At 67.2% G+C, this 18,658-nt stretch carries 12 protein-coding genes; 4 read left to right on the plus strand and 8 right to left on the minus strand.

Going from position 1 to position 18,658, the window contains the following annotated elements:
- Window positions 1-89: 89 nt before the first annotated feature.
- The 3 genes from ACLQ7E_RS13435 to ACLQ7E_RS13445 form a co-directional block, all read right to left on the minus strand.
- Window positions 90-1,361, minus strand: coding sequence for an MFS transporter (locus ACLQ7E_RS13435; protein ID WP_411733080.1), 1,272 nt, complete (start codon window positions 1,359-1,361; stop codon window positions 90-92).
- Window positions 1,362-1,468: 107 nt separating this feature from the next.
- Window positions 1,469-4,600: an AAA family ATPase gene (locus tag ACLQ7E_RS13440; RefSeq protein ID WP_411733081.1), complete on the minus strand. Its 3,132-nt coding sequence runs from the start codon at window positions 4,598-4,600 to the stop codon at window positions 1,469-1,471.
- Window positions 4,597-5,763, minus strand: a complete 1,167-nt coding sequence (locus tag ACLQ7E_RS13445) for an exonuclease SbcCD subunit D (protein WP_411733082.1) — start codon at window positions 5,761-5,763, stop codon at window positions 4,597-4,599. Before ACLQ7E_RS13445 ends, ACLQ7E_RS13440 begins: the two co-directional genes overlap by 4 nt.
- Window positions 5,764-5,840: 77 nt before the next feature.
- Between ACLQ7E_RS13445 and ACLQ7E_RS13450 the strand changes: the two genes are divergently transcribed.
- Both ACLQ7E_RS13450 and ACLQ7E_RS13455 read left to right on the plus strand, forming a co-directional pair.
- Complete coding sequence (locus tag ACLQ7E_RS13450) at window positions 5,841-6,797, plus strand: ADP-ribosylglycohydrolase family protein (RefSeq protein WP_411733083.1); 957 nt, start codon at window positions 5,841-5,843, stop codon at window positions 6,795-6,797.
- Between the two features lie 10 nt (window positions 6,798-6,807).
- Window positions 6,808-8,922: a bifunctional lysylphosphatidylglycerol flippase/synthetase MprF gene (locus ACLQ7E_RS13455; RefSeq protein ID WP_411733084.1), complete on the plus strand. Its 2,115-nt coding sequence runs from the start codon at window positions 6,808-6,810 to the stop codon at window positions 8,920-8,922.
- On the opposite strand, the gene ACLQ7E_RS13460 is transcribed toward ACLQ7E_RS13455, so the two are convergent.
- The 5 genes from ACLQ7E_RS13460 to ACLQ7E_RS13480 all read right to left on the minus strand — a co-directional run bounded on the left by ACLQ7E_RS13460 (window position 8,923) and on the right by ACLQ7E_RS13480 (window position 14,368).
- On the minus strand, window positions 8,923-9,921 hold the full coding sequence (locus tag ACLQ7E_RS13460; protein ID WP_411733091.1) for an exonuclease domain-containing protein: 999 nt from the start codon (window positions 9,919-9,921) through the stop codon (window positions 8,923-8,925).
- Window positions 9,922-10,890: 969 nt separating this feature from the next.
- Window positions 10,891-11,682: a hypothetical protein gene (locus ACLQ7E_RS13465; protein WP_411733085.1), complete on the minus strand. Its 792-nt coding sequence runs from the start codon at window positions 11,680-11,682 to the stop codon at window positions 10,891-10,893.
- The gene (locus ACLQ7E_RS13470) at window positions 11,682-12,911 is read right to left on the minus strand and encodes a toxic anion resistance protein (RefSeq protein WP_411733086.1); all 1,230 of its coding nucleotides are present in this window, start codon (window positions 12,909-12,911) and stop codon (window positions 11,682-11,684) included. The genes ACLQ7E_RS13465 and ACLQ7E_RS13470 overlap by 1 nt, the downstream gene beginning before the upstream one ends.
- 296 nt (window positions 12,912-13,207) lie before the next feature.
- Window positions 13,208-13,909: a DedA family protein gene (locus ACLQ7E_RS13475; RefSeq protein WP_411733087.1), complete on the minus strand. Its 702-nt coding sequence runs from the start codon at window positions 13,907-13,909 to the stop codon at window positions 13,208-13,210.
- A gap of 123 nt (window positions 13,910-14,032) precedes the next feature.
- The gene (locus ACLQ7E_RS13480; RefSeq protein ID WP_411733088.1) at window positions 14,033-14,368 is read right to left on the minus strand and encodes a cupin domain-containing protein; all 336 of its coding nucleotides are present in this window, start codon (window positions 14,366-14,368) and stop codon (window positions 14,033-14,035) included.
- 473 nt (window positions 14,369-14,841) lie between these two features.
- Here ACLQ7E_RS13480 and ACLQ7E_RS13485 point away from each other — a divergent pair, with 473 nt between their 5' ends.
- Entirely contained in the window at window positions 14,842-17,634 is a 2,793-nt protein-coding gene (locus tag ACLQ7E_RS13485) for an aconitate hydratase (protein WP_411733089.1), read from the plus strand.
- A 103-nt stretch (window positions 17,635-17,737) separates the two neighbouring features.
- Window positions 17,738-17,992, plus strand: coding sequence for a DUF6458 family protein (locus tag ACLQ7E_RS13490; protein ID WP_411733090.1), 255 nt, complete (start codon window positions 17,738-17,740; stop codon window positions 17,990-17,992).
- Window positions 17,993-18,658: the final 666 nt, after the last annotated feature.

Below are 18,658 nucleotides of genomic sequence, written 5' to 3' on the forward strand. Positions count from 1 at the left end.
GGGGCGTCGCTCTTTTGCAATCACCCCCCCGCCGCCCACAGCAACACCCCCCCCCCCCACCGCCCGCTTTTTCGTTTTCCGATCCGGATCTAGGAACGCGGGCCGGTTCCGCGCATCATCGAACGACGCTGGGCCGTGCGCAGGATCGCCATCGCGATGCCTGCGGCCAGGAGCAACCCGGCGGCACCGGCCGCCACCGCGTAGGCGCCGGCATAGCCGTGGGAGTCGGCGAGCAGCCCGGCCAGGGAGTTGCCGATCGCGGTGCCCACCACGATGCCGGAGGAAAGCAGGGTCATGACCGTGGATAGGCGTGCCGGCGGGGCGATTTCCCCGCCGAGGGTGAAGACGGTGACCAGGATCGGGCCGACAGGGATGCCCACCAGCAACAGCGCGGCAATCATCGGGACCAGCTCGCCGGGCAGCTGCAGCGCCAGGGCCGCGGGCACCATGAAGATCGCCGCGGCAAGCCAGCGGCTCGCCTGGGGCCACCCGCTGGGCCAGAACGCGACCGAGAGTGCGGCAATCGCCGAGGTAAGGCCGACGGCGGCGTAGAGCAGCCCGCCGATGTTCGCATTGCCCAGCGCCCCGGCAAAGGCCAGGGTGCCGGCGGCGCTGGAGCCAAAGAAGGTGCCCATGCCGATCATCCCGATGACCGCGAAGGCGATCCCGGTCAGCTGGTGGGCGGTGAGCTTGACCTTCACTGCATTCCTCACCGCCGGCACCACCGCCTTTTCGGTGCGGTGCACGGCAAAGAGCGGCACCAGGACCAGGGTGAGCAGCGCGGCGATGGCCAGCGGAAGCCAGGGTGCGACCAGCGCCGCGAACAGGCCGACGGCTGCAGGGCCGAGCACGAAGCCCAGCTCGTCGACCATCGATTCGTAGCTCAGTGCTGCGGAGAGCTCACGTCCCCCGGTCTCGCGCTTGCGGGTCAGCGCCATCCAGCGGACGCGGGCCAGCGGGCCGACCTGCGGGCCGGTGGCCCCGGCGAGGACCGCCAGGAGCACGATGACGCCCAGCGGGGCCAGGGGTCCGGCACCGCCGAACCACAGCAGCGCGGTGATGAGGATGGCTTGCAGCACGGCCACGGGCAGCAGCACGCGGCGCTGGCCCAGTCGGTCCGAGAGGTAGCCGATGGTGGGTCCGCCCACGGCCGAGCCGAGGCCGACCATGGCGGCTGCCATGCCGCCGGCGGCATAGGAGCCGGTCGAGTCGATCAGCAGGGTCATCGAGCCGATGGTCAGCATGGCCAGGGGCAGGCGGGCAAAGAAGCCCAGCGGGAAGAAGGCCCAGCCGACCAGCGGGGGAAGCGCCGCATAGGGCGAAGACGGGGCGGCGGACTTGTTGGGAACGGTGTTGATCATGGCGATGCCGGGTACTCCACATACATGCGTGTAGCGTCCCTGCCTCCCGCTACACAGAACCCTTTGCAGACATCTGCCAGTCTATCCGAGGCCCGCAAGGGCGGCGCTCACACCCCGATCTGCATCGAGACGGTGGAGCCGAACCGTGACTTGTGCACGTTGAGCTGGGTGGCGATGCGCTGCTTCATCTCCGCGACGTGGGACACCACCCCGATGACCCTGCCCCCGCTGCGCAGCTTCTCCAGGGCGTCCATGACATGTTCCAGCGTTTCGGCGTCCAGCGAGCCGAAGCCTTCGTCGACGAAGAGCGTCTCGATGTCGATGCCTCCCGATTGCGCCTGGATCACGTCGGCCAGCCCCAGCGCAAGGGCGAGCGAGGCCATGAAGGACTCCCCGCCCGAGAGCGTTTGGGTGTCGCGCTTCACCTGGGTCCAGGAGTCGAGGATCTGCAGTCCGAGGCCCGACTTGTTGTTCCCGCGCGGGGTGTCGTCGTGGATCAGCGAGTAGCGCTGCCCGGTCATCACCAGCAGTCGTTGGGTGGCGGCCAGCGCCACGGACTCCAGCCGGGCCGCGAGCACATAGGTGCTCAGGGTCATTTTCAGCCGGTTCTCCCCCGCGCCGCGCGCCAGCTCGGCGATGCCCTTCAAGGTGGCGTAGCGATCCAGCACCGGCCCGGCCTCCCGCGCGAGGATGTCCAGCCTTTCGAGTGCTGCATCCAGGCGGGCGGCATAGCTGGTGAGCACCGCATCGCGGGCCAGCACTGCATCGCGGGCGGATGTCGCGGAGGTGACCACCTGCGTTGCCGCGGCGTGCTCGTCCTGTTCCGGGGCGCCGATCCCGGTGGCGGCCTCGGTGCGGGCGAGCTCGATGCCCGGCGCCTCGGCGAGCGTCTTGATCCGCACGGCCTCGTCGTTGTGTTCGCGCACGGCTCTCTGTTCGGCCGTGCGCCGGGCATCGTCGAGCAACAGATCGCGCCAGGCGTCGGTGTCGGTCACGCCGATGTCGGCCAGCTTCCCTGCCCACAGCTTCGCCGCGACATCCAGTGCGGTGCCGGCGTCCGCGCTTGCGTGCACGGCGGAGACCAGCGCCTCCAGGGCGGTAGCGGCGGTTCCCAGGAAGGCGTGGCGTTCGGCCAGGGATTGTCCGGCCTTGCCCAGCTTGGCCAGACGATTCTCCAGCTTCACGGCCCTGGCCGCTTCGGCATCCTGCTTCGCCGCGGCGACCTGAAGTTCGGTGGCCGCGGCGGCCGCGGCTGCCTTCAGGGATTCGAGCTCGGTTTCCGAGGCGTGCAGGGCCCGTTGTGCGGCGGTGGCTTCGTTCCCCGAGGCCAGCGCCTTGGCGTGTGCCGCCGTCGCCGTCGCCAGCTGGGCGGCGGCATCCTCGGTGCTTAGCTCGCCGATCTTTCCGCGGCCGAGATCCAGTGCCGTCTCGGCCTTCTTCAGGGCCGCATTCCGCTTCTCCTCGGCCTTTTCGGCCAGCCCCAGTACCTTCCGGGCCGCCTCGATGTCTTCGCTGGTGACCAGCTCGCCCTCCGGCAAGCTGGCAGGTTCGGGGTGGGTGGTGGAACCGCAGACCAGGCAAGGTTCCCCGTCGGTCAGTTCCTGCGCCAGCACGGCGGCGGATTGTTCAAGCCGCAGGCCGATCAGGGCGTTGACCTGCTCGCGGGCGTCCAGGGTGTGCGTGCGCGCCGCGTTGGAGGCGGTGTGCGCCGCTGCCTGCGCCACCTGCGCCCTGATGCGCTCGAGCACCGCGTCGCGGCGTTCGGTCGCGGTGTGTACCGCGGTTTCAAGGGCCGATGCCGATTCGGCGAGCGCGGCGAATTGGGCATGCCGTTCGCGCAGCGTCGGCAGTTCCCCGTCGATCACCCCGATGCGGGCGGCCCGTTCGAGCTGCTTGGCGGTCACGGATTCGATGCCCTTGCCCAGGGCGAGGACCTCGCGGCGCACCTGCTCCAGTTCTTCCTCCTCGGGCAGGGCAGCCTCGATGAGGGCAGCGGCGGCGCGCGAGGCCTTCGCGGCCTCGGTTCCGTGGGCGGCCAGGGATTCGAGCACGGCGGCATCGGGTTCCGGGTCGCGCGCCGCATCCAGCAACGCGGCGATGTCAGGTTCCCGGGCGAGCAGGGCCTCGTTGGCCTCGCCGGTGTCCACCGCGGATGCGGCCGCGGCGAGCAAGTGGTGTGCCGCGTCGGCCTTCGCCCGGGCGTCGGAGAGTTGCTGGTGGTAGGGCAGCAGTCCGACGGCGCGGGCGTCCGCCTCCAGCAGCGCACCGAGTGCGGCAATCTGCTCGGCGCGGGACTCGTGGGCGCCGCGCAGGTTCCCCAGCTCGGCCAGCTGCCGGTGCCGGGTGGCCCGTTCGTCCAGGGCCGTCCGGGATTTCTGCGCCGCGGCGAGTGCCTCGTCGGCACTCGTGCGTGCCTGGGCGAGCCCGGACCGGGTTTCCGCCACGCGGGTGCGCAGCAGTTCACCGAGTGCGGGGCTTTCCCCGGCATCCAGGTGCTCGCGGGCAGCGAGCGGCAACCCGTCTTCCTCGTCCCCGTCCACGTCCACGTCCACGTCCATGTAGAGCGTGGAGGTCGCGTCGGCCGCCAGCTGCTGCAGGGTCGTGGTGCGGGCGCGCTCGGCGTCCTCGGCCTCGGCGCGGGCCGCATTCAGGCGTTCGCCCAGGATCCGTTCGGTCATCGCGTAATCGGTGGTGTCGAAGAGCGAGCGCAAGAGGTCCTCGCGGTCCTTGTCCTTGGCGCGCAGGAACGCGGCGAAGGCGCCCTGGGGCAGCATCGCGACCTTGGTGAACTGCTCCTTGTCCAGGCCCAGGATCTCGGCCAGCACGTGCCCGACTTCGTCGTTGCGGGTGGATTTCTCCACCCACGCCCCGTCGATGCGCTCGCGCAGCCGGCTCTGCGCCTGTGCGGTGGTGAAGCCGTTCTTGCTGCGCGCCGAGGGCCGCTCCCACGCCGGGGAGCGGGTGACCTCGAAGCGCCGGCCGCCGGTGGAGAATTCGCAGATGACCTCCGGGAGAGCATCGGGGGCTGCATGGTCGCTGCGCAGCGACTTGCTGCCCTGGCGGACCCCCGGCAGGGAGCCGTAGAGGGCGTAGCAGATCCCGTCGAGCACGCTGGTCTTCCCCGCCCCGGTCTCCCCGTTGAGCAGGAAGATCCCTGCCTCGGAGAGCGCGTCGAAGTCGATGGACGCGCGCTTGGCAAAGGGGCCAAAGGCCTCCAGCTGCAGGGAATGCACTCTCATCGTTCCACCTTCTCGCTGCGCACCTGGGCCAGGACCGAGGTCACCAGCTCTTCCTCGGACTCGTTCAGCGGCCGCAATCTCACGTGCTCGACGAACCCGGCGCAGACCTCCACCGGGGACGTTGCGGCCGCCAGCCGGTCGGCGTAGGAGTGTTGTTCGTCCTCCGGCCGGTCCTCGGGCTCGAAGTTCAGCACCAGGGTGTCGGGGAAGCGCCCGCGCAGCCGCTCCATGGCCCCGGCGGGGCGGTGCGTGTCGGTGAGGGTGATCTGGCACCAGGCGTCCTTGGCCGACTCGTATTCCGGCTCGGTGAGCAGGTCATCGATCTTGCCCTTGAGGATGCGCAGCTCCTTGGCCGCGGGCCAGTCGATGCCGCGCACCTCCCGAAGCCCGTCGGGGCCCAGCTCCAGCAGCCAGGCGCCCTTGCGGTGCCCTGCCTCGGAGAAGGAATACGGGATCGGGGAGCCGGAGTACCTGATGTGTTCGGCCAGCTTCTGCCGCCCGTGCAGGTGGCCCAGGGCCGCGTAGGTGAAGTCGGCGAAATAGGACGTGGGCACGATGTCCAGCCCGCCGATGCTCAGTTCGCGCTCCGACTCCGAGGAGGTGCCTCCAGCGGCAAAGACGTGGGCGAGCACGATGCCGTGCACCGGATGGTGAGCGGCGGCCTGCCGGGATGCCAGGTCCGCGCGCACCTTTTCCAGGGCCGCGTGGATGACCGGGGGGTGCCCGGGTTCGGTGACGTCCAGGGCCTCGGCGACCATGCGCGGTTCCAGGTAGGGCAGCCCGTAGACGGCCACCCCGAAGCCGTCCCCGTCAAAGACCGCGGGCCGGTCGATGTTGGCCAGGGAGGTGCGCAGGTGCAGCCCCGCATGCTCGAGCAGCGCGGAGCCGAAGCCCAGGCGCAGGGCCGAGTCGTGGTTGCCGCTGGTGATGACCATCTGCACCCCGGTTTCGCGCAGCCTCAGAAGGGTCTCGTCGAACAATTTCACCGCGTCCACACCGGGCAGCGCCCTGTCGTAGACGTCCCCGGAGACCAGCAGCAGGTCCACCGATTCGGCCTCGATGGTGGCAACGAGCCGGTCAACGAATTCGCGCTGGGCCTCCAGCAGCGAGGCCTGGTGGAAGGTGCGACCCAGGTGCCAGTCGGAGGTGTGCAAGATACGCATGGATTCCACATTAGCGACACCGCACGACGGGTTGGTACCCGCAAGGGAACACGGCGGAAAACTACTAGACTGGGACGGTGAGTGAATCAACTGATCAGTACGCGCTTCCCGCCGAATTTTCCGACCGAGTCCTGGGTGTGCTGCTGGCCGTGGCCGACGGTGCCGCCCACGCCCGCGACGGCCAGGATCCCGGCGAGACCGAGACCCTTGCCCTCTACCTGCTCGACGGGCTGCTCGAGGCCCTGGAGTGGGCCCATGAGGGCGTCGCCTCCGACGAGGCCGCTTGCATGTGGTTGGCCGCGCTGCGCTGGTACAAGCTCGTGAACAAGACCTTCCCGGCAGGCGCCCCCGAGCCGCAGCCGCGCTGGATCGACGAGGCGTTCGACGGCGCACCTGACTTCGCGCCGGGCGACAGCCAGAACCTGCTGGCCCTGGACAACCGCGACATGGCCTCGGTAGGCCGCCCCCTGTTCCCGACGGCCGACACCACCGGGGTGCTCGCCCGCGCCGCGTTCGTGGCCCTGCTGCCGAGGGTCGATGAGGCCACCACCGCCAAGATCGCCACCGACGCCGCGGCGCTGACCCACGGAGCTCCGGCCGCGCACCGCGCCGCCGGAGCCGCAGCGCTGGTGGTGCGGGCCGCACTGGAATCCGGGACCGATTCCGTGGGCCGTTGGGCCGCCTTGGTCAAGGAATTCGAGCCCGAGGCGCCCGAGGCCGGGGAAACTGCAGACCAGGGGCACGAAGCACCCGAGTCCGAAGCCCGTGAACGGGACATGACGGCCGGAGCGGGACTGTTCCGGGCCACGACCTACGTGACGAACGCGCTGGCGCGTACCGAACCGAAGGCCGCCTACGACGCGCTCTTCGAGTCCCTGGGCGAGGAGCCCGATGCCGAAACCGCCGCGTACGCCACGGCGCTGCTTGCAGCGGTGCAGGGCACCGATGCGGTGGCCCACCGCCCGGCCTCGGAAATCGACCCGATCCTCGATGCCATGCACGATCGCTGGGTCAAGCTCACCGTCGGCGAGTAGCCAAACCCCGATGCCGGCCGCGCACCCGGACACCAGAAATGGCCCGCTCCATTCCGCGGCGCGGGCGGTGCGCGGCATCTTCGCCACGGCCCCGTTCACTGCGGGGCTCTGGCTGGTGGTCCTCGGCGCCGGGATCGCGACCGGCACCCTGGCCGGAGGTTCGGGGCAGCAGGCATGGCTCGCCGAGCTGTCCTACGGGCTGCCCTCCTTCAGCACCGGAAACTGGTTCACCACGCTCAGCGGCATGTTCATCCTCGCCGAACCCGCGGGCTACCTCAGCGTGCTGGTGCTCATCCCGCTGGGCGTGGGTTGGCTGGAAGCCACCCGGGGCACCAGGACCGCGGTGCTTGCCTTCTTCGGCGGCCACCTCGCCTCGGTCCTGCTGACCGCCGCCACCCTGCTGCTGTTCCGCGACCTGGGCTCCGCGTGGATCGACTCCCTTGCCAACGACGTCGACAGCGGCCCCTCCGGCGGCATCTTCGCCTGCCTGACACTGGCAGCCTGCCACGTGCGCCAACCCTGGCGGGGCCGCTGGCAATTCCTGCTGCTGGCCTTCGCGGTGCTGGGCGCAACCCTCTTCGGGGAGGTCCCAGACTTGGAACACAGCGCCGCGATCCTGCTGGTGCTGGTCTTCAAGCACCGCAGCATCTCCCGGCCAAATCTGCGCGAACAGCGCTTCATCGCCTGGGTGGGATTGCTGGGCCTGGTCTCGGTCCAGATCCTGACCATCGTCGTGCCCACGCACGGGCCCTTCGGCCCCACCCACGCCGGCGGCGGGCGCATCGCGGTGCTGCTGGATGCCGCCCTGGCCATCGGGTTGGCCCGCGGACTGCGTTCGGGCCGCCGCATCGCCTGGCTCGCCGCACTGGTCATGGCCGTGCTCAATGTGCTGCGCGGTGCGCTCGGGGTCAGCCTCGTTCTCACCATGGGCCCGCAGCTTCCCCACGGCTCGTCCCTGGCCTCGCTGGCCGCGGCCGTGGCCGGGCTGTGGCTGCTGCTGGCGGCGCACCTGCTGGTGTGCTGGCGGGCCTTCGGGATCCTGCGGCACCGCCGGCTGCGCGCGGATGCCCGGCAGGCTCCGCTGGAGAGGGCCGAGGTGGTGACCGCGCTGAAGCTCCACGGCGGCGGCACGCTCTCCTGGATGGGGACCTGGGACGGGAACGAGCATCACCGCAGTCCCGGCGGATCCCTGCTTGCCTACCAGGTCCATGCCGGTTGCGCCATCGCCCTGTCGGACCCCGTGGGACCGGCCGGGGACAGGGATGCTGCCATGGAGGATTTTTCGCTCGCCGCCGAGGAAGCCGGGCTCATCCCCTGCTTCTTCTCCGCCTCCGCGCCTCCTGCCGCACCCGCGGATCGCTGGCGGGCCATGCAAATTGCCCGGGACACGCTCATCGACCTGCCGCAGCTGGAATTCGCGGGCAAGGCCTGGTCCGATGTGCGCACCGCCCTGAACCGGGCGGCCAGGGAACGGGTCGGGTTCAGGCTTACCCTGCTGATCGACGAACCGGCCGCCGTGCGCCGCCAACTGGAGGAGATTTCCAGCACCTGGGTCGGAGACAAGTCGCTGCCGCAGCTGCGCTTCACCCTGGGCACCCTCACCGAGGCCGAGGACCCGGCGGTGCGCGTGGCGCTGGCCGTGGATGCGCACGGCCAGGTCCAGGGATTCCTGTCCTGGCTGCCGGTCCACGCCCCGGGCGGGGCCGTCGTCGGCTGGACCCTCGATCTGATGCGTCGGCGCGAGGGCGGCTTCGGACCGGTCATGGAGTTTCTCATCGCCTCCTCGTTGCGCGCCTTTGCCGCCGAGGGTGAACAGTTCGCCTCACTCTCCGGAGCGCCCCTGGCCCACACCCAACACCAACCGGCCGAGGAACCGGTGGACCGGGTGCTGGGGGCCCTGTCCCGGGCCCTGGAGCCGCTGTACGGGTTCGGTTCCCTGCAGGCGTTCAAGGCCAAGTTCAATCCGCGCACCGTGCCGCTGTACCTGGTCTACCGCGACGAATCGGACCTGCCACGGATTGCCGGGGCTATGGCGCGGGCGTTCGTGCCCGAGGCCAGCGTGGGTCAATTGGTCCGCGAGGGTTTTGGCGCCCTGCGGGAACTGCGCGGGCGGCGCCGGGCTTAACTAGGCGGCGTCGAAGCCGTCGATCAGCTGCAGGAACTCGCCCTCGGCGAGGATCGCGACCGGCTGCCCGGCCTCCTGGAGGCGCAGCACCCGCTTGGCCTTGCCGGTGAGCCGGCCGGTGGACAGGTCCTCGGGCACGAAGCCGTCGCCGACCACCAGCACCGTGGTGGCGCGGGTGACGCGGCTGGCGGTGTTGGCGCCGCGCTCGGCGGCCCGGTCCTTGGCCACTTGGCGGGAGATGCGCAGGTTGCCGGTGAACACGACCATCTCGCCGTAGAGCGGGTGCGCCGGGTCCGCCTGCGCGTCCCCGGTGCGGTCCTCGCCCTCCTGCGGCCAGGCTGCCCACTCGGGCTGCACCGGCACCGGGTTGCCGCTGGCGGCCCAGCCCCGGGCGTCGCGGGTGGCCTTGGAGAGCACGTCGCCCGGCACATAGGCCGGGGCGAAGCCCATCTTCACCTTCAGCGACTGCGCCGCGGCAGCCACCGCGTCGGCCTCCTGGCGGCGGGCGATGTCGATCATGATGTGCGCGCACGCCCGGGCATCGGCCAGCGCATCGTGGTGGTTTTCCATCGGCGATCCGGCCTCCTCGGCCACGAACGGCAGCGAGTAGGAGGAGAGCTCATAGGTGCGCCGGGACATCTTCACGGTGCAGGCGTAGTCAAACGCCGGGCCGGCCAGCTCGGAGACCTCCAGGGCGGAGCGGATCACGCCGAGGTCGAAGGCAGCGTTGTGCGCCACGAGGGTGTCGGTGCCGATGAAGTTGGCCATGGGGGTGAACAGTTCCCCGAAGCGCGGGGCGTCGGCCACCATGTCGGCGGTGATGCGGTGGATCATCACATTGCGCGCATCGAAGTGGTCAAAACCCTCTGGCGGCCGCATCAGCCAGGAGGCTTCCTCGACGATCGTGCCGTTGCGGACCCGGCTGAGTCCGACGCTGCAGGCGGAGCCACGGAATCCGTTGGCGGTTTCAAAGTCGATCGATGTAAAGTCCAGGGCCACGCACCAAAGAATACCGCCGATCCCCCACGCCTTGGTCACCGCGACCCCCGCATGTGGCGCGAATTACAGTACCTGGCCACGGCTGGCACTTTCGCTAGGGGTTCTGAGCTGCAAGGGACCGCAGTTGACGCTAAGCCGGGGCCTGATCGGAACGGAGGTTCAGGCAAACGGAGCAACGCTGTAGGTAACTAGCCCCGTATTGGGAACACCTCGAGGCGCACTTGGGATAGATACTCGACGCGGAGCAAGATCTGCAGGTACTCGGTGCAGACGACTTCGACATGTACTAACTCGTAGTGCAACTGGGTTCGATCACCAATTGTTCACACTCGCTTGCACCGCTTGCGGAATCACGCGGTTAACAGTGCAGCCGACCTTGAAAAGTGACACAAACAAGCGTCGAAGCCCGGTCAGATTTACCACAGCCGCCCACGGACAGCGTATGCCTTCGTACGGGAATAGGATGAATGCGACTCCAGGCTGGTCGGCCGGCAGAAACCGAAGCCGCTTAAGATCCCGTTTTCACCGTTCGACCTTAGCTATACCGAACAGACATTGCGCCCCACTCCATCGCAGCTGAACCCAGGGATGTGCCACACAATGGTTAGCTGGCTTGTACCCGCGAGGGCCCCTGTTCCCATATACGACCCACGCAGAGGCCAAACCACGATCGTGTACGTTCTTGGAACCTGGAGGAGTCAAGACATTATTGGTGGCACAGTCACTGGAATCGCGACGAACTAGGCATCGGGAGACATTGCGGCTTTTAGGAAAGGGCAGTGGCTCAGAGTGATTGGGCTGCGACGAGTCCTCCTTGCGGCCACATAGGGTACTTCCTGAGCGTGACTCGTTAGCTCACGAATATCAATTCGCAGTCGCGCTGGTCTCACAGGGTATCGCGACGATTCTTCTTAAGGGCTCGTGTCTGCATTCACTCGACGAAACACAATCACCTACGGACGTGATCTCTTACTTGATCCCAAAGTCGAATCCACCTGGTTGGTGATGCCCGAACCGCTCTCTCAGGAAGTTGCCGGTGGTGGTCAAGTCCGCCGAGGTTTGGCTGTGACGGGTGGAGTGCAGCGTCTCGGCCTGTCCGAGGAGGAGCCGAAGTTGTTCAACCAGTTCCTCGTTGGGTGTTCTTCCGTTTGGTTGCCGGTTGTCCACCATGCTCGGCGGTATGGCCAGAAATCCCCGAAGAACCGTTGGCAGGTACTCCCTCACCATAGCTTCCAGTTCATACTCAAACCGCGCATCTCCGGACGGCTGCCGACTTTCCGCGTCGACTACCGAGTCCAGCATCTGGCAGGTTTCCAGGATGGTGACGTACGTATCAGCCGGAAGGCGGTGCTTGTTCTGCTTGGCCTGCGAGCTCACCCATGCCAGGGCGGTCGACAGGTCGTCCGACGGCCCGGCGAGCGACGTTGCGGCCGGAGACGGCTGGGAGGGTGCTTGCGTAGGTGCGTGCGCCTGGAGCGTAGCGCCATGCTGCGGTCTCCGAACCCGCCTAGGGAGCCAGAGATCGCGAAGCATGTAGGACCGCACGGCCGATAGGCCCATCACCGCGAAACCGGCAAAAGCACCACTGGCCCCGGAAAGGGAAACGGCAGCAATGAAGGCGGCGGCGTAGAGCCCACCCTCAAGAATCACCTTCTTGTTCTTGGCACCCACCCCGATGACGAGCACGTAAAAAGCGACAAAAAGCAAGAAAAAGAACGCGAGGGTTACCCTGACGAGGTTTCCTGCGGTGAGGCGTGACATCACTGCGTCCTTCGGTTGTGCGTGGTGGCTGCGTCGGAGGCGTGACTGCGCTCAAGCTGACGTCGCGCTCGGCCCACTTGACCCTCAAGAACCTGCACCGTCTGCTTCATCGCCCGTGCTGCTTCCGTCTTGAACCTGTCGATCTCGTCCATCGCCTGGAAGACGTTGTCGAATGCCTGCTGCAACTTGGTGGAGTCGATCGTGGCTCGGGCAGCATTCTTGTGAATGGCAGTACCTTGGGAACGGAGGAGCTCCGAGGTCGAGACAATCAAGTCTGACGTAGTCGAGTTGAGGGCATCAATTTGCGCCAGAACGATCTTTTGCTGAGCCAGGGCTTGCGCAACTATCACCGCGACCCGCAGCGCAGAGAGAGTGGTGTCGAGCGCCCGATCCACGCCCTTGATCAGCTCCGAGTTGTTCTTCTTGACCACATCAAGAGCCAAATACCCTTGGATGGACACCGCCATCTGGGTCAACAAGTCTTGGTGGCGCTGGCGGACGTAGTAGAGGGCATCGGCTTCGAGGGTTGTGGCATCGTCCGCTTTACCCACGTTACGCAGCTCTTCAATCCGCCGCTCCAAACCGTCTCCCAGGTGGCTCGCGAGCACGGCGTAGTTCGCCAACTTCCCCATCGCCGCCCAGAGAGCATCGCGTTCGGTCTGGATGGCAGCGTTGTCCTGCCGAAGGTCGTCCTGCCCGCCCTTGAGTGCCTTGGTAATGGCGTCGAGTTGCTCTTGCGAGGACTCGTATTTCAAGAAGTATCGCTGGATGGCGCTGCCCCCGGGCAGGAACTTCAGGATACGCTTCCTGCCAGTCAAATCATGGCGCTTGGGGTCTAGCTCGGTTACGATCTGTCGCAATTCCACCAAAGTGTTGCCGGTCCGCGACGCAGGGTCCGCGCCGGTCGCTGCAAGAGCGGCTGCGGGCCTCTTCAACATTCGATTGGAAGCGCCGCTTGCCTGCTGCATCGTGCCCTCGCCCAGCCGGGTCAGCTGGGCCAGCTTGGTCTGAAACTCCGGGCTCTGGAGCGGGGTAGCCAGCAGGTCATCAAGAAAGGTATTGGCGTTCTCAGCGTGCTTCTGCTGCGCGTCGGCATCCACCAGGATCATGCCACCGACCTTCTCCGGAGCATGAACCGCAACCTCGGCTACTGGCTTCGGCGGCTCCAACACCAGCGGGTTCCCTGCCTGCACGGACGAATTCGAGTCGAGGTCGAGCGGGTTCAACATGATGTACTCCTTGGAGGTTCTGGGCCAAGTTGCAGTCTGCTAGGGCTTGCTTGTAGGTTACCGCAAATGACCGACATCAACCGCGGCCATGGCATTCGGCACGACCTCAGCAACTGGGTCACAATCCACACGTGGACCTTCATCCAACAGGAAAGTCGCACGACCTGCGGCAGCCGCATCGCCGAGGGGATGCTACGGGGTCCGGACAGCAAGAAGCCCGGACCCACTCGTCCGCCTCGCAAGTTGCGAAGTTCTCAAGCGTGTCCGGGCCCAGGGGACTCGGTTCGACGTTGCTGCTACTTGGCGGCGTCCGCTTCCTGCAATGCCGCGGCCTTCTTCGCCTTCGTCTTGCGGACCTTCAGCACGACCCACAGCACCAGCAGCAGGAACACGACGACGATGACGATCTTCTGGAACACGTCTGCATAGGCCTCGACCACGTGCCAGTTCTCGCCCAGGTAGAACCCGGCGAGCACGAAGATGGAGTTCCAGATCAGCGAACCGGCGGCGGTGAGCCCCAGGAACTTGACCTGGTTCATCTTGGTGATGCCGGCGGGAATGGAGATCAGCGAGCGGAAAATCGGGATCATGCGGCCGAAGAACACCGCCTTGGCGCCGTTGCGCTCAAACCACCCCTCGACCTTGTCGACGTCCTCGAGGTCCACCAGCGGGAGCCAGCCGACGATCGCCCGGGTGCGTTCGCGCCCCAGTGCCCGGCCGACCCAATACAGGGCGTAGGCGCCGAAGATCGAGCCGATCGTGGTCCAGAGCAGCGCCTCGACCAGGGAGAATGACCCGCGGCTGGCGGTGAATCCGGCCAGCGGCAGGATGACCTCGGAGGGCAGCGGCGGGAAGAGGTTTTCCAGCGCAATGGCCAGTGCGGCACCAGGTGCCCCGATGACCTCCATCAGGTGCACCGCCCAGTCGGCAAATCTCGTGATCAGGCTTCCGCCGGAAGTGTCGGCGGTCGCGGCCTGAAGCGCAATCAAGGTAGTCATTGTTTTTAGTGTCTCTTAAGAGACCGGGTATCCGCAGGAACGGACACCACTATGTGTTCAATGCCTCACGGCCTCCACACCGGTTGACCGGTCCGACGACTGCCGCTGCGTGCCTCCAACGGCCTACCGATCGGTCTTGGCCACACTGAGCAACAGGCCCGATTCCTCCAGCGCGGTGATCTGCGAATAGCCCGGCGGCATCACCAGCAGGTCGCCTGTCCGCGCCTCCCAGGACTCGCCGCCCGAGTCCAGGCGGATCCGGCCGCTGAGCACCATGACCGTTGCCTCGCCGGGGTTGATGTGTTCCTTCAGTTCGGTGCCGGCGGCCAAGCCGATGACCGTCTGACGCAAGGTGTGCTCGTGCCCGCCGAACACGGTGCTGGCCGCGCGCCCGCTCGACACCGTGGCCGCGGTCTGCATCTGGGTCCGGGCAATGGCCGTCAGTGAAAACTTCTTCATGTTCTCCTCGTTCCCCGCGGCAAACTCTCTTGCCCAAGGATGTCCCGGGCACCCCGTGCGGGTCAAGGATCCGCCTCCGGAGCCCGCCCCGCACCCACCCTGCCCACAAGTCGTCGAACCATGGCCAATTCCGTTCCCCGGCGGTAGGTTGAAAGCAGTCGCCGGGTACATTCGCACGGCGAAACAAGCCGCAAGCCGCAAGCCGCAAGCCAAGACCCTGTGCACGCCTGCGGTCAGCGGGCGAGTCGTTCCGATCCTGCCACCGTGCCGGTACGGGAAAACCGCAGGTCCCCGCTGGAAGCACCCCATCCCCGCGCCGGCCGCCAGGGGGACCACCGATTGTCGATCCGGGCACGCACCAGGAATTGGAGGTGGCGATGGAAGCAAGCACATCGCCGGCATCTTCTGCCAAACACGCAGCACCCGGCCACCGGCACGGTGGTCGCCAGCATTCCTGAGAGGACGACGCTTCCATGTCCAGCAACTCCTTCAATTCCCGTTCCAAGCTTGAGGTCGACGGGCAAAGCTACGAGATCCACCGCATCGACGCCATCGAAAACTCCTCCCGCCTGCCCTACAGCCTCAAGGTGCTGCTGGAAAACCTGCTGCGCAACGAGGACGGCAGGCTGGTCACCGCCGAACAAGTCAACGCCCTGGCCTCCTGGGACCCGGCCGCCGAGGCCTCGCGCGAAATTCAGTACACCCCGGCCCGCGTGTTGATGCAGGACTTCACCGGGGTGCCCTGCGTCGTCGACCTGGTGGCAATGCGCGACGCCATGACCGCCCTGGGCGGCGACGCGAGGAAGGTCAACCCGCTGATCCCCGCCGAGCTGGTCATCGACCACTCTGTGATCGCCGACGTCTTCGCCCGTTCCGACGCCTTTTCCGTCAACGCCAACTACGAGTTCGAGCGCAACCAGGAGCGCTACCAGCTGCTGCGCTGGGCCCAGCATTCCTTCGACGACTTCCTGGTGGTCCCGCCGGACACCGGGATCTGCCACCAGGTCAACCTCGAATACCTCTCCCGTGTCGTGTTCACTTCGGAGGGTCCCGACGGGCTACGGGCCTATCCCGACACCCTGGTCGGCACCGACTCGCACACCCCGATGGTCAACGGCCTGGGCGTGCTGGGCTGGGGCGTGGGCGGCATCGAGGCCGAGGCGGCGATGCTCGGCCAGCCCATGAGCCTGCTCATCCCGCAGGTCGTGGGACTCAAGCTCACCGGCGAGCTGTCCGAGGGCACCACCGCCACCGACCTGGTGCTCACCGTCGCCGAGCTGCTGCGCAATCTCCGCGTGGTGGGCATGTTCGTCGACTTCTTCGGCCCCGGGGTCTCCAATGTCCCGCTGGCCACCCGCGCCACCCTGGGCAACATGTCCCCGGAGTACGGTTCCACCGGCGCACTCTTCCCCATCGACGCCGAGACCCTGGACTACCTGCGGCTCACCGGCCGCCCCGACCACCAGGTCAAGCTGGTCGAGGCATACGCCAAGGCACAGGGGCTCTGGCACGATCCACTGCACGTCCCGGACTTCAGCCAGGTCCTCGAGCTGGACCTTGGCACCGTGGTCCCCTCGCTGGCAGGGCCCAAGCGGCCCCAGGACCGCATCCCGCTGGCTGCGGCGCAGGGAGCGGTGCGCCGGCTGCTGGCCGGGGACACCCACGAGGAGGCCATCGCCGGCGGGCTCGATGACGCCGAGGCCGATTCCTTCCCCGCCAGTGATCCGCTGGCGGTCAGCTCCAGGATCGAACGCGATGTGCCGCCCCACGGCCTCAGCGACGAGGAGCCCGCCGTCACTTGGCCATCCAGGCCCGCCAGCGTCAACCTCGGGGGCAACCCCGAGACGCTCGACCACGGCTCGGTCGTCATCGCGGCGATCACTTCCTGCACCAACACCTCCAACCCCACCGTGATGCTGGGCGCCGCGCTGCTGGCCAAGAAGGCGGTTGAGCGCGGGCTTCGCTCCAAGCCATGGGTCAAGACCACCCTGGCCCCGGGATCCCGGGTGGTCACCGACTACTACAACCGCTCCGGGCTCACCCCGTATCTGGAGGCCCTGGGCTTCGACCTGGTCGGCTACGGCTGCACCACCTGCATCGGCAACTCCGGACCGCTGATCCCCGAGGTCAGCGAGGCGGTGAACTCCCACGACCTTTCCGTGGCCTCGGTGCTCTCGGGCAACCGCAACTTCGAGGGGCGCATCCACTCCGAGGTCAAGATGAACTTCCTGGCCTCCCCGCCGCTGGTCATCGCCTATGCCCTGGCCGGCTCCATGCACGTGGATTTGCTCAACGACTCGCTGGGCAACGGCACCGACGGCAACCCGGTGTACCTGCGGGACATCTGGCCCACCAGCCAGGAGATCAAGGCAGTGGTCGATGCCAACCTCGAGGCCTCGATGTTCACCAAGGGCTACGCGGATGTCTACCGGGGCGATGAAAACTGGCGCGGGATGCACATCCCGGAGGGCGACCGGTTCGCCTGGGACGAGGACTCCACCTATGTGCAGCGCCCGCCGTATTTCGACGGCGTGGGCCGCGCCCCGGATCCCATCGGAGACGTGACCGGCGCGCGCGTGCTGGCCTACCTGGGCGACTCGGTCACCACCGACCACATCTCCCCTGCCGGTTCCATCCGGAAGGACTCCCCCGCCGGCGCCTACCTGCTGTCCCTGGGAGTGGAGCCGGCGGACTTCAACTCCTACGGCTCGAGGCGCGGCAACCACCACGTGATGATCCGCGGGACCTTCGCCAACGTGCGCCTGCGCAACAAGCTGGTGCCCGGAGTCGAGGGCGGCTTCACCCGGCACCTGCCCGGCACCGAAACCACGACCATCTTCGACGCCTCGCTGGCCTACGCGCGGGAGCACACGCCGCTGGTGATCCTGGCCGGGTCGGACTACGGCTCGGGATCCTCCCGCGACTGGGCGGCCAAGGGCACCCTGCTGCTGGGCGTCAAGGCAGTGCTTGCCACCTCGTTCGAGCGGATCCACCGCTCCAATCTGATCGGCATGGGCGTGCTGCCGCTGCAGTTCCGCGACGGCGAAACCGCCGAGTCCCTGGGCCTCAACGGCGAGGAGGTCTTCTCCATCGCCGGGCTGGCCGGGACCGAGTCGCTGCCCGACGAGGTCAGGGTCGCCGTGGAGGCAGACGGAAGCACCCGTGAGATCACCATGCGGGTGCGCATCGACACCCCGGCCGAGGAGGCCTACTACCGCCACGGCGGCATCCTGCAATACGTGCTGCGCCAGTTGCTTGACACCTAACGCAGCATCACCAATGGGTGGCATGACAGGCGAAAATTAGTATGCTGGAATCACGGATCAAGACGTTCTTTAATGCAAAGTCGCCCAGGAAGGCGGAAACATTATGAGTATCGGTGCCGGAATATTGCTTTTTGTTATTGGTGCGGTCCTTCGCTTCGCACTGAATGTCGAAGTGAGCTGGCTGGATCTTCCACTGGTCGGGAACCTGCTCATGGGGGCCGGCGTCGTGATCTTTGTGCTTGGACTTGTCTTCACGTTCCGCCGTCGCCGATCCGTCTCCACACGACGGACCGTCAATGGACAGGGCGATGGTGGAGTCACCAAGACCACCCGCGAAGTGGATGACACTGATATCTAGCCGCTGCCACAAGATCCACGCAGCCAAACCCGGGACATGTTGCGCTGCTGGAGCGAGTGCTGCATCCGGAATCGCTCGAGGAACGGGGCGGTGCTCTTCTGCCACGGAACTCCGCGAGACGAAGAGGACGTCGTGCTGGTGGACACCCGGCCGGAACACCGGGCGGAGGTCTTCGCAGGGCTGTCCGCTGCGCGGCGAACCGTGGTCTGCGGACACACACATGTCCTTCATCCGGCGGGTCGATCGGCGCATGGTCGTCAATCCCGGCAGCGTGGGATGCATCCTTCCGGCCGCCCCGACGGGAACTGGGCCCTGCTGCGCAACCGGGCGGATCCCTGCACCGGAGCATCATCGACGTCGAGGCAACCGTCTAACTGGTGGCTGCCAATTCCGTTTTGCTCGGCTGATCCGCGCCCGGCCACCCATACCGCACCGGGTCATGATCCTCCGGATCCAGCCAGGACGCAAGCATCGATCGGACACCTGTTGATCGACCGGGTCGCCATCCACAGACTTCCGAACCCCGCCTTCCAGGCGTCCGGATTCGGCGCATGCTGGTGGACATGCAAACCACCCAGTTCATCACCCTGGCCGCGGGCACCCGCGGCGCCCCGGGACACCCCGTGTCACCGGACGATGAACTGCGCGCCCTGCTCGAGGCCCAGC

Origin of the sequence: Paeniglutamicibacter sp., from assembly GCF_046714615.1 — a bacterium.
GTDB lineage: Bacteria > Actinomycetota > Actinomycetes > Actinomycetales > Micrococcaceae > Paeniglutamicibacter.